The following is a 12851-nucleotide window of genomic DNA, read 5'->3' as shown; positions in this document are numbered from 1 at the left end:
AATGGTCGCTCACAGAAGGAATTCGATCAAGAGATTCCTTCTTGTCACTTAGTTGGTATAATGCCCCCAAACTAAATACAAAGGACCTCTCTGATGCCTAGAGCCAGTGAAATTAAAAAAGGTTTTGCCATTGAATCAAACGGTAAGACACTACTTGTTAAAGATATTGAAGTAACCACTCCAGGTGGCCGTGGCGGAACTAAGATCTATAAAATGCGTTGTACTGACATCGCAACAGGTGCTCGCGTTGATGAGCGTCTAAAAGCAGATGAAGTTATCAATACAGTTGAAATGTTCAAGCGCCAGTCAACATTCTCATACGTTGATGGCGAAGAGTATATTTTCATGGATAACGAAGATTACACTCAATACACATTCAACAAAGCCGATATCGAAGATGACCTGCTGTTCATTAACGAAGACACCCAAGGCATGCATGTGGTTATCGTAGACGACAAAGTAGCCGGCCTTGAACTACCTTCTACCGTTGAGATGGTGATCGAAGAGACTGACCCTTCAATCAAAGGCGCTTCAGCTTCAGCTCGTACTAAGCCAGCTCGTTTTGCAACGGGCTTAACGATTCAAGTTCCTGAGTACATCGCAACTGGCGACCGCGTTATTATCAATATCGCTGAACGCAAATACACAAGTCGAGCTTAATGACTATGTCTGAAGAAAACCTAATCTCATACGACGATGCTATTGATGTGGCATACGATATTTTCCTTGAAATGGCGCCTGACAATCTAGAACCTGCAGATGTGATCATTTTCACCGCTCAGTTCGAAGATCGTGGTGCTGCAGAGTTAGTGGAAACGGGCGACGACTGGGGTAGTCATGTTGGCTTTGACGTAGATAAAGAAGTCTACGCTGAAGTTCGAATTGGTCTAGTTAACGAAGAAAATGACACGCTCGATGATGTGTTCGCACGTATGCTAGTTAGCCGTGACCCAGACAACAAATTCTGTCACATGCTTTGGAAACGTGATTAATTCGTTTTTGTTTAAACGTTTATCGATACATATAAAAGCGCCAACCTTAACGTAAGGTTGGCGCTTATTTTTTGTGTTCATTATTACTCAAGCACTAGAACGTTCTAAAAAACAATCTAAGCAAGCTCGTAGCTAATCACGTAGAGCTGCTCTGTACCTGGGTATATCTCATTGATCACGCCTTTCAGCACAGCTAATGTCATATTCTCTTGCTCTGCGTGAAAGTCATTAAGTTCACTAAATAGAATAGGGTCTACAGCGTTTATCTTTAGTTTACAGAATCGACGCCCCGCTTCTAGGGTTTTTACGTCCACGACACTACCGACGCGGTAATCTCGTTCACTTTCATCTCGAATCGTTATCGTTTTCTTACCAGACAAAATATCCGCTTCGAAGCGTTCAAAAAAAGTCATCTCTGTAGGATAAGGCATCATTATCTCTCTGTTATTTTCGTTATATTTAATCGGGTAATGTCACCTTACCCATCAGCGCTAATTAAAATGCAAGACTTAAGTCGTTCATCATAATTCTCCTAACGACAGTTGCAATCTCTTATTAATTGACACACTATTTGTATAGTCAATTATTTCGAGCTTGTATATGCCTAGTTCACCGCTTTATATTCAAATCAAACGTTTTATATCAGAACAAATCGACTCTGGGCGCTGGCCCGTTGGTCATCGTATTACCACTGAAATTGAATTGACCAAGCAATTTGATGTTAGTCGTATGACGGTGAATAAAGCCATTCGAGATTTAGTGAATGAAGGAAAGCTACAACGAAAGCCTCGTGCAGGTACCTTTGTTTGCCAGAGCCCTGAAAAAGCAGAGTCTCCCCTACTCGATATTCGAAATATTGCAGATGAAGTGGCACAACGTGGAAGAAGCTACCGCAGTGAAGTCCTAAAACAAGTTGCTATCAAAGCAGATGACAGAATCGCTACTCAATTAGGGGTCATGTTCGGTAAAGACATTTACTTTAGTGAAATCATCCACTTTGAAGATAACACACCTATTCAGCTCGAACTTCGCTGGGTAAACCCCCTCTACGCTCCAAGCTATCTACAGCAAGATTTTTCAGCGATAACCCCTAATCAATACCTCTCAGACAATTGCCCTCTCAGCGCGATAGAACATACTGTGGAAGCGATCATCCCCGAAGATAATGTCAGAAACGCTTTGGCCTTAAGCTCTGTCGAACCTTGCTTGCTACTCAACAGACGAACGTGGAGCCACGACAAGCTGATCAGCACAGCATTACTCTACCATCCCGCCTCAAAATACAAATTAAGCTCTAAAATTTTACTTCAATAGAGCATAATAGACTATTGTTTGATCACATATTTATAACATCCATCTTGCCCTCATACGCGTCTTGAACTATTAATTGTATATACATTTAAATTAAGATTGAGACAGTTAATGGAATCCAGCTACGATCTAACACTTGTAAATGCTCGTTTAGTGTCGATGACACCCAACGATCAAGGCTACCAAGTAAGCTCACCTAAAACCCTTCAGATAAAGTCTGGAAAGATCGTAGCGATATCCAATTCAGAAGCAGTTTCTGCCTCTCCATTAAAACCAGAAGAGCAATCTAAAGTCGTTTACAACTGTAAGGGTAAATTAGTCACGCCTGGGCTGATCGACTGCCATACGCACTTAATCTTTGCCGGTAACCGCTCCAACGAATTTGAAATGCGCCTAAAGGGGGTTCCTTATACTGAAATTGCCAAGCAAGGCGGTGGAATATTATCAACGGTTCATGCCACCCGAAATGCGACGGTTGATCAGCTAACAGAACTCGCGGTTCCACGCTTAACTGGGCTTATGCAAACGGGAGTGACATCCGTTGAGGTTAAATCTGGTTATGGGTTAACACTTAAAGATGAAATTAAGATGTTACGATCAGCCAAAGCTCTAGAACATCATGCACATATTAAAGTTGAAACGACTTTATTAGCCGCGCACGCTGTTCCGCCTGAATTCAAAGACAATGCAGATCGGTATATAGACCTTGTTTGTCAGGAAATCATTCCGCTCGTCGCCGAGGAGAATCTTGCCTCATCGGTCGATGTATTTTGCGAGTCCATAGGTTTCAACCTTGAGCAAACCGAAAAAGTTTTCCAAGCCGCTAAACAAAATGGACTGCATGTAAAAGGCCATACCGAACAGCTTTCTAATCTAGGTGGAAGCGCTCTAACGGCTCACTATTCGGGTTTATCGGTTGATCATATTGAGTTTCTTGATTCATCTGGTGTTGAAGCTCTGGCCAGTTCCAACACGGTCGCTACCCTACTTCCTGGCGCTTTTTACTTCCTTCGAGAAACTCAACTTCCTCCTATTGAGCTATTGCGTAAACACAATGTGCCGATGGCGATCGCAACGGATTTCAATCCTGGTACCTCACCTTTCGCAGACTTGACTATGATGATGAATATGGGTTGTACCTTATTTGGCTTAACACCTGAAGAAGCACTGCGTGGCGTTACTTGTCACGCTGCACAAGCGCTTGGTCATTCAACAACCCGAGGGCAGATAAAAACAGGGTTCGATGCCGATCTGGCGATATGGGATATACCTCACCCAGCTGATCTTAGTTATCAAGTTGGTGTTCCACGCTTAGCTACTCGCATCGTAGATGGTGTGCTATGCCTAGGCGGAGAGCAATCATGAGTGAGCAATATTCAATCGACAATCAACCATTGATAACCAATCAAGATTTCCATTGGCAGGGAAGACACGATGCCGAAGACGGAGACTTAGGTAAACGCGTTCACCACGTCATTAAGAAAAAACAGGCGCACGAGCTAGCAACGATAAAGAACGCCATTAGTATTCTAGGCTTTGCCACTGATGCGGGCGTCTTGCGCAATAAAGGTAGAGTCGGTGCAAAGAAAGGCCCAGATTTAATTCGTCGCGCATTGGCAAACATGGCGTGGCACAAACCCGTTCCAATCGTCGATCTGGGTAATGTTATCTGTGAAGACGATCTACTAGAGGAAAGCCAGTCTCACACCGCAAACGTCATCACTGAAGCACTTGTCCATACCCCCGTTATTACCTTAGGCGGCGGACATGAAATAGCGTGGGCATCCTTTCTAGGACTCGCCAACCATCTAAAAATAACAAAGCCAGATTTAAAACCAAAAATTGGCATTATTAATTTCGACGCACACTTTGATTTAAGGGCATTTGAAAGCGATCACGCTGACGTTAAACCCAGCTCAGGGACACCTTTCAACCAGATTCACCATTACTGCCAACAAAATGAATGGGACTTTCACTACGCCTGTTTGGGGGTAAGTCGCGCCAGTAATACCACAGCGCTATTCAAAACCGCCGATGAGCTGAATGTGTGGTACGTAGAAGACAAACAGATGTCGCACATGAACCACATTTATCATCTCACTCAGCTTCAGCACTTTATCGATAACTGTGACTTTCTCTACCTCACTATCGATCTTGATGTGTTTCCCGCCGCCACGGCCCCCGGTGTTAGCGCGCCTGCGGCACGTGGAGTGAGCTACGAAACCTTAGCCATGTTTTTAGAACGTATTGTTCACTACAAAAACAAACTCATTATCGCCGATATTGCAGAGTATAACCCGACATACGATGTCGACAGCCAAACCGCAAGGCTCGCGGCTCGACTCTGTTGGGATATTGCTAACGCGATGGCGGAACATGTTGCTGTGCAACACACTGAATAGAAATTCTGTTCAGTAAACACGTTATATAACAATAAATAATCCAATAACTAATCACATAACTACCCTACAACCTTATTAAGGAGATTTACATGACGGAACGCCAGACTGTAGATAAGCGTCTCGACACCTCTCGAATTATTCGTGCCCCACACGGTACCAAACTTCGTGCAAAATCTTGGTTAACGGAAGCGCCGCTTCGAATGTTAATGAACAACCTAGACCCTGATGTGGCAGAACATCCTCATGCACTTGTGGTCTACGGTGGTATTGGCCGCGCCGCCCGAAATTGGGAATGTTACGATAAGATTGTTGAAGTTCTTGAGCGACTCGAAGATGATCAAACTCTACTAGTTCAATCAGGTAAACCTGTTGGCGTTTTTCCTACTCATAAAAATGCACCAAGAGTATTAATTGCTAACTCCAACCTTGTCCCACACTGGGCGAACTGGGAGCACTTTAATGAACTCGATAAGCAAGGGCTAATGATGTACGGTCAGATGACCGCGGGAAGTTGGATATACATTGGCTCACAAGGCATCGTTCAAGGCACTTATGAAACCTTCGTTTCTGTGGCTAAAAAACACTTTAATGGCGATCCGAGTAATCGTTGGATTCTCACAGGCGGCCTTGGAGGCATGGGTGGCGCTCAACCTTTAGCGGGCACAATGGCTGGCTTCTCTATGCTCGCTGTTGAGTGTGATGAATCAAGAATCGATTATCGTCTTCGCACTGGCTATGTAGATAAGAAAGCCACCAGCGTCGACGAAGCACTCGCTATGATTTATGAATCAGAAACGCCTATTTCGGTGGGTTTACTTGGTAATGCCGCTGACGTATTCCCTGAATTAGTTGAACGAAACATCACCCCTGATGTGGTTACCGATCAAACCTCAGCCCATGACCCGTTGAATGGCTACCTTCCTCAAGGTTGGAGCATGGAACACGCAGCATCTGTTAGAAAAGAAGATGAAGCGAAAGTCGTCAAAGCAGCTAAGCAGTCGATGGCGATACAGGTACAAGCGATGCTCGATCTGCAAAATCGCGGTGCTGCAACGCTTGATTACGGAAACAACATTCGCCAAATGGCACTTGAAGAAGGCGTGGAAAATGCCTTTGATTTCCCTGGATTTGTTCCTGCTTACATTCGACCTCTGTTCTGTGAAGGCATTGGCCCATTCCGTTGGGCTGCATTATCCGGCGATCCAGAAGATATCTACAAAACAGACCAAAAAGTAAAAGAACTGATTCCAGACAACCCTCAACTCCACAACTGGCTAGACATGGCGCGCGAACGTATTCAATTCCAAGGGCTGCCAGCTCGTATCTGTTGGGTTGGTTTAAAAGATCGTGAACGTTTGGGCCAAGCCTTTAATGAGATGGTGAAAAATGGTGAGTTGAAAGCACCGATTGTCATCGGACGAGATCACCTAGACTCGGGCTCTGTTGCAAGTCCAAACCGAGAAACTGAAGGCATGATGGACGGCTCTGATGCGGTTTCAGATTGGCCACTGATGAATGCTCTTCTCAATACAGCTGGCGGTGCCACCTGGGTATCACTTCACCACGGTGGCGGTGTAGGAATGGGCTTCTCGCAACATTCAGGTATGGTGATTTGTTGTGATGGTAGCGACGATGCATCAGAAAGAATAGCACGAGTGCTGCACAATGACCCAGCAACTGGCGTTATGCGCCATGCTGATGCTGGCTACGACATTGCGAAACGTTGTGCGGCAGAGCAAGGCCTCGATCTTCCAATGCTAAATGAAGAACTTCGTAAGCTTAAGTAAGCAAATTAGGCTCAACAACCACCCTACTCTTTGCAGGCTAATCAGCAACAAGCCCTATGCCTGCAAAGCATCGATAGAGAAGAAATTTAAGGACTTATGAAGATGTTAAACCTCATGCTAAAGCCGGGAAATATTAGCTTAAAAGAACTCCGCCAAGTTAGCCGTTCGCCGGTGAATTTGTCATTAAGCCCCGATGCGATTGAAGACATTGAAGCAAGTACACAGGTTGTCAATCAAGTGATTGCGGAAGACCGAACTGTTTATGGAATCAACACTGGCTTCGGCTTGCTTGCGAATACAAGGATTGCTCCTGAAGATTTAGAAACGTTACAACGAAGCATCGTACTTTCTCATGCTGCGGGTATTGGTAAACTGATGTCAGACGAAACCGTTCGCTTGATGATGGTTCTAAAGATCAACAGCCTCGCTCGTGGCTATTCTGGCATTCGTTTATCCGTTATTAATGCACTCATTGAACTGGTTAATGCGCAGGTTTACCCATGTGTCCCACAAAAGGGATCGGTCGGCGCATCCGGTGACCTTGCTCCCCTCGCCCATATGAGTACGATCCTTCTTGGTGAAGGCGAAGCCAGACACAACGGAAAAATCATGTCTGGGCTTGAAGCGCTAAGTATTGCAGGTATTTCTCCAATCACACTCGCGCCTAAAGAAGGGCTTGCACTTCTAAACGGTACGCAGGCTTCAACCGCATTTGCATTAGAAGGGCTCTTTGTTGCTGAAGATTTGTTTGCTTCCGCAACCGTGTGTGGCTCAATGACGGTAGATGCAGCACTAGGAAGCCGACGACCTTTCGACCCAAGAATTCATCGCGTGAGGGGCCATAGAACTCAAATGGATGCTGCGGAAGCCTATCGTTATATCCTCGACGGTAGCAGCGAAGTAGGTGATTCACACACCGCTTGTGAAAAGGTGCAAGATCCTTACTCACTGCGTTGTCAGCCACAGGTTATGGGCGCATGTCTGCAGCAGATTCGAAATTCAGCCTCAACGCTTGAAGTTGAAGCGAATTCGGTCTCAGACAACCCATTGGTCTTTGCAGAAGATGGTGACATCATCTCAGGCGGTAATTTTCACGCTGAACCCGTCGCTATGGCAGCAGACAACCTTGCACTCGCCATTGCCGAGATTGGAAGCCTGTCTGAAAGACGAATGGCACTTCTCATTGACAGCGCGTTAAGTAAGCTTCCCCCTTTCCTTGTCGACAACGGTGGTGTGAACTCTGGCTTTATGATTGCACAAGTGACCGCTGCTGCTCTAGCGAGTGAAAATAAAACGTTGGCTCACCCTGCTTCGATTGATAGTTTACCAACCTCAGCTAACCAAGAAGACCACGTTTCAATGGCGACCTTTGCTGCGAGAAGGCTTAAAGACATGGCCGAAAACACTCGCGGTATTTTAGCGGTTGAGTATTTGTCAGCAGCGCAAGGGCTAGACTTTAGAGCACCGCTAAAATCGTCCGAACGCATTGAAGAAGCGAAGGCCATTTTACGAAAGAAAGTATCCTTCTACGACAAAGACCGTTATTTCGCTCCTGATATTGAGCAGGCCAATGCGCTACTTAAATTAGCAGTACATAACCATTTAGTACCCTCGCAACTCTTTAACAGCTACTAGCATGACGAGATAGAGACGGAAAAAGTACACGCTCGCTTACAAAAAAGGCCCACATTGTATGGGCCTTTTTTATAACCTATTGATTTAAATCAACTCTACACTGGATGGACCAATAGAAATCTACTTTTCCTATATACTCCGCTTCAGATTTTGCAACCGATTGTAGATTATGTTTCTGACTCCTTTTGTTTCAACACAAGACCATCAATTTAAATTCACACGTGAACAGGCAAGCCACTTTGCAAAGAAAGTAGCGGGTGACTTTAATCCTATCCACGATGAAGATAACAAGCGCTTTTGCGTGCCTGGCGATTTGCTTTTTGCAGTACTGCTACAAAAAGAAGGCATCAGCAAGAAAATGCGGTTTGATTTTTCAGGCATGGTGAACGACGGTATCGCATTGAGTGTTGAAAACAAATGTGACAAAGAGAGCGCATTGGTTGATGAGAAAGGTAAAGAATACCTTCACATGAGCCGTGAAGGTGAAGTGAGCCACAACGCTGCTTTCATTGAGCATGTCGTGACTAACTACGTTCAGTTCTCTGGCATGAACTTCCCACATATCATGGTGCCTTTAATGGAAGAACAGCAGATGATGATCAACTGCCAGCGTCCATTAGTAATCTACGAAAGCATGGAAGTTGAATTTGACCGTTTAGATCTGACTCACCCTGAAGTGGATTTCACAGGTGCAACTTTTGATGTTGATGGCAAACGCGGCATCGTTACGCTTAACTTCGCATTCAAAGAAGACGGTGCGATAGTGGGTAAAGGTGTTAAACGCATGGTAGCAAGCGGCCTAAAGCCTTACGACCAAGCTTCAGTTGACGACCTAGTTAACCGCTTTAACGAACGTAAAGAAATGTTCTTAGCGCAGTTTGCAGCCGCAGCGTAAGCAATTAGCAATTAGCAATTAGCAATTAAATAGCCCGAATACTAAAACGCCCGCTTATTACAAGTGGGCGTTTTTCTTTTTAAAGTGAACGAACTAAAGCCATCGTCTCACTCGCTGCTTATACGCCATATATTCAGCACCAAACAATTTTTCCAAGGCCGCTTCTTCTGGTTTGATCTGGTAACCGTTCATATACCAAATAAAGCTAAAACTCATCAACAGACTTATCCCGTTCTGAAGCCAACAGCCAATACCGAAAAGAAAGATAAACAACCCCAGATACATTGGATTTCTAGTAAAACCAAAAATCCCACTATCCACAATAGTAGACGCGGTTTCTGGTCGAACTGGGTTTACCGTAGTGTTAACTTTTCGAAACTCTCTGACTCCAGACAGCGCAATGAAAGACGCGATAATAAAACACACCAGAAAAATAAGCTGTGAGAATGGAATCCCGAGGTGAGCGAACTGCATATTTTTGGCGATATAACTCATCATTAAAGCGACAATAAGAAACACCGCGACAGGTGGTATTTTTAACTCTAACGTATTCATTGCTACTCCCACTAAGCTCGTCATTTATGCCGAACATCAACCCTAAATAAAAATAGCCCAGATTGTTCATCTGGGCTATTTATCTAATTGAATATTGGTTACTTATACTACGTCACAAGCGCTACACGAGTTCTAGCAAGGCTTGTAATGGATGCTTCGCTTTCACCTGTTCAAAGCGTTTCACTTGGCTACGACAAGAGTATCCAGTCACTAGGCAACGCTCTGAAGGTAATGTTTCTAATCTAGGCTTCCAGCTCAATTTATAAATGTCTTCAGACATCTCAAGCTTATCTTTTTCGTGACCAAATGTACCCGCCATGCCACAACACCCAACTGGAACCGTATTAAGTTCAGAGCCAAAGCGCGTGAAGATCTCACCCCACTCTTTTTCAGCATTGGGCATCTTAGTCTTTTCAGTACAATGCGCTAGCAGATACCACGGTTTGCTTTCTGTCGTTCGATTAAGCTGAACATCATCCAATCTTGGCAATAGCCATTCATGTACCGTTAGTACATCAAATTCACCACGCTCCTTACCAAGCGCTTCTTTGTATTCATCTCGGTAACAAAGCACTAAAGCAGGGTCGACACCGACCAAAGGAATACCAAGATCGGCGACCAGTGACAAAAAGGTCGCGGTGTTTTTAGCATTAGCCGCAAACTGGCTCAAAAAACCTTTCACATGCTGCGCTTTACCATTGGGTTTGAATGGTAATAGCACGGGTGTTTTACCGAGTTTTGAAACTAAGGTAATGAAATCTTCCACGACTTCAGCGTCATAAAAGCTAGTAAATGGGTCTTGAACAATTAGGACGTGATTTTTTTTCTCTTCCGCAGAAAGGCTCGCTAAATGCTGAAGATCAAATTTGGTTGGATTGACCAATCTATCCGTTAACGTCGGAACAGACATTAAAGGTGTATCAACATAACCTATCGTTTTTTCCGTCAATAACTGAACAAGAGGAAGCTTGATGACAGCATTCACAACTTTTGGCGCTTTCGCCATCAAAGGCAACATGGTCTCAATATTCGCGACTAAATAATCTTTCGCCGGACGCTGATAGCGTGTGTGATAGAGGTTTAAGAATCGAGACCTGAAGCTTGGCACATCGACTTTAATTGGACATTGGCTCGCACAGGCTTTACAAGCTAAACAACCATTCATCGCTTCATAAACTTCATGAGAAAAGTCGTATTCATGACGTTTATTAACACGGTTACGTACACGCTCAATAAGCGACTTAATACTCAACTTTCCTGATAAGGTTTGCTTTTCTACATCGAGAATATCAATGCCCTGCTCAGTGAGTTGACGTAACCACTCTCGAACAAGCCCTGCCCGTCCTTTCGGTGAATGGCGTCTGTCTGATGTCACCTTAGCTGACGGACACATTGGTGAGGACGTATCGTAATTAAAGCAAAGGCCATTACCATTACATTCCATAGCTTGTTTAAAGCTATCACGTACTTGAACATCGATCTGGCGATCAAAGTAACCACGCTTAGTGTCTGAAACTTTGACCAACTCCGCATTGCTATCAAGCGGCGTACACACCTTGCCAGGGTTCATTCTATTCAGTGGATCGCATGCTTTTTTAACTCGACGAAGCTCGTTAAACAACACATCACCAAAAAACTCAGGACCGTACTCAGAACGATAACCTTTACCGTGCTCGCCCCACATTAATCCACCATATTTTGCCACCAACTTAACCACTTCATCAGACACTTCATGCATCAGCATTTCTTGAGCGGGATCGCATAGGTCAAGCGCTGGACGTACATGCAGGACACCCGCATCCACATGACCAAACATGCCGTAATTAAGTTCTTTTTTATCGAGTAACTGACGAAACTCAACAATAAAGTCAGCTAAGTTCTCTGGTGGTACACACGTGTCCTCAGCAAATGCAACGGGTTTGGCTTTACCTTTCGCAGCGCCAAGTAGCCCTACCGCTTTTTTACGCATATTGTAGATTTTGCCAATACTGCCGACATCACTGCACGTCTGAAAACCAATAATGCCCGCTTCACCGTTGAGCATCATGGACTCAATCTGCTCAACTAAAGAATCGACTTGATCGGCAACCTCTTGTTGATCATTACCAGCAAATTCGATCATATTAATGCCAAGCATCTCTTTATTTGGCACTTCTCGCAAAAGGTCACTCACGGTATGCCAAACGATATCTTGCTTGGCCAAATTTAGAACTTTAGAGTCAATCGTTTCGACCGACAACGCTTTCGCTTCAACCATGAAGGGAGCGTTACGCAAGGCCGCATCAAAACTTGAGTATTTAACATTAACAAGCGTTCTAGCTTTAGGAATTGGCGTTAGGTTTAACTTCGCCTCAGTGATAAATGCCAAGGAGCCTTCAGCACCACACAGGACACGAGTGAAGTTGAACTCGTCGTTATCATCAATAGCATTTTTTAGATCGTACCCGGTTAGGAAACGATTCAGTGGAGGGAACTTCTCAATGATTTTCGCTCGGTTTTCTCGACATACCTTTTCCGTTACCTCTAGTGCTGTTGAGGCTTGTGTTTCAGCATTTGGCAAACCGAGGGATAGGTCTGACTCCAACATACTGCCATCAGAGAAAACGGCTTGAAGAGATAAAACATGATCAGACGTTTTACCGTATTTTAATGAGCCTTGTCCAGATGCATCCGTATTGACCATCCCCCCTAATGTCGCACGATTACTGGTCGACAAATCAGGAGAGAAGAAGAAACCAAACGGGCGAACAGCATCGTTAAGCTGATCTTTTATGATGCCCGTTTGCACTCTTATCCAGCCTTCCTGCTCGTTGATTTCAAGTACTTTGTTCATATGGCGAGACAAATCGACCACAACACCTTTCGTCAAGGATTGACCGTTGGTACCAGTGCCCCCGCCTCTAGGAGAAAATGTTATGCGCTCATAGTCAGATTTTGAACTAACCTTACCTATAAGAGAGACATCTTGTGTGGTTCTTGGGTGCACAACAGCTTGTGGTAGTTGCTGATAAACACTGTTATCCGTCGCAACGGCTAAGCGGCTTGAATACTGTGATTCAATATCACCAGTAAAACCCGATTGTTTAAGTTCTTTGAGATAACTGAGTACGACTGGGTCGACATCAGATTGAGATTGAAGTCTTGGTAACATGTGCTTCCTGCCCCTACAGCGCTGATCCAATCAGCTATGGGTAATTGTATTTATTAATTTTTTTGAATCTGGTCACTTTACAACATTTGAAAACGTGATCAAAACAGATTCTCAATCATAAAA

At 44.4% G+C, this 12851-nt stretch carries 11 protein-coding genes; 8 read left to right on the top strand and 3 right to left on the bottom strand.

The features are described from left to right. The first annotated feature begins 93 nt into the window (after positions 1-93). On the top strand, positions 94-660 hold the full coding sequence (efpL, locus tag KP803_RS17650) for an elongation factor P-like protein EfpL (protein WP_248010189.1): 567 nt from the start codon (positions 94-96) through the stop codon (positions 658-660). Positions 661-665: 5 nt separating this feature from the next. Continuing rightward, on the top strand, positions 666-992 hold the full coding sequence (locus KP803_RS17645; protein ID WP_248010188.1) for an HI1450 family dsDNA-mimic protein: 327 nt from the start codon (positions 666-668) through the stop codon (positions 990-992). A 116-nt stretch (positions 993-1108) separates the two neighbouring features. Here KP803_RS17645 and yqfB read toward each other — a convergent pair whose 3' ends face one another. Beyond that, the gene (gene yqfB, locus KP803_RS17640) at positions 1109-1423 is read right to left on the bottom strand and encodes a N(4)-acetylcytidine aminohydrolase (protein ID WP_248010187.1); all 315 of its coding nucleotides are present in this window, start codon (positions 1421-1423) and stop codon (positions 1109-1111) included. Positions 1424-1592: 169 nt separating this feature from the next. Between yqfB and hutC the strand changes: the two genes are divergently transcribed. The 6 genes from hutC (at position 1593) to KP803_RS17610 (ending at position 9022) form a co-directional block, all read left to right on the top strand. Further along, complete coding sequence (gene hutC / locus KP803_RS17635) at positions 1593-2306, top strand: histidine utilization transcriptional repressor HutC (protein WP_248010186.1); 714 nt, start codon at positions 1593-1595, stop codon at positions 2304-2306. A 108-nt stretch (positions 2307-2414) separates the two neighbouring features. Then, the gene (gene hutI, locus KP803_RS17630) at positions 2415-3668 is read left to right on the top strand and encodes an imidazolonepropionase (protein ID WP_248010185.1); all 1254 of its coding nucleotides are present in this window, start codon (positions 2415-2417) and stop codon (positions 3666-3668) included. After that, positions 3665-4705 (top strand): formimidoylglutamase, encoded by a 1041-nt coding sequence (gene hutG / locus KP803_RS17625; RefSeq protein WP_248010184.1) that lies wholly within the window; start codon positions 3665-3667, stop codon positions 4703-4705. Before hutI ends, hutG begins: the two co-directional genes overlap by 4 nt. A gap of 89 nt (positions 4706-4794) precedes the next feature. Continuing rightward, complete coding sequence (gene hutU / locus KP803_RS17620; RefSeq protein WP_248010183.1) at positions 4795-6492, top strand: urocanate hydratase; 1698 nt, start codon at positions 4795-4797, stop codon at positions 6490-6492. Between the two features lie 102 nt (positions 6493-6594). Further along, the gene (hutH, locus tag KP803_RS17615; RefSeq protein ID WP_248010182.1) at positions 6595-8127 is read left to right on the top strand and encodes a histidine ammonia-lyase; all 1533 of its coding nucleotides are present in this window, start codon (positions 6595-6597) and stop codon (positions 8125-8127) included. 169 nt (positions 8128-8296) lie between these two features. Next, the gene (locus tag KP803_RS17610) at positions 8297-9022 is read left to right on the top strand and encodes a DUF3581 domain-containing protein (RefSeq protein ID WP_248010181.1); all 726 of its coding nucleotides are present in this window, start codon (positions 8297-8299) and stop codon (positions 9020-9022) included. A gap of 93 nt (positions 9023-9115) precedes the next feature. Here the strand turns inward: KP803_RS17610 and KP803_RS17605 are convergent, their stop codons facing one another. Beyond that, entirely contained in the window at positions 9116-9577 is a 462-nt protein-coding gene (locus KP803_RS17605; RefSeq protein WP_248010180.1) for a methyltransferase family protein, read from the bottom strand. A 121-nt stretch (positions 9578-9698) separates the two neighbouring features. Beyond that, positions 9699-12728 carry a D-2-hydroxyglutarate dehydrogenase YdiJ gene (ydiJ, locus tag KP803_RS17600; protein WP_248010179.1) on the bottom strand — a complete coding sequence of 1010 codons (3030 nt, stop codon included), beginning with the start codon at positions 12726-12728 and terminating at the stop codon, positions 9699-9701. Positions 12729-12851: the final 123 nt, after the last annotated feature.

It is taken from the genome of Vibrio amylolyticus (genome assembly GCF_023145695.1).
GTDB lineage: Bacteria > Pseudomonadota > Gammaproteobacteria > Enterobacterales > Vibrionaceae > Vibrio > Vibrio amylolyticus.
Note: the sequence above shows the minus strand (reverse complement) of the source record. Positions and strands in the feature narration are given on the sequence as shown.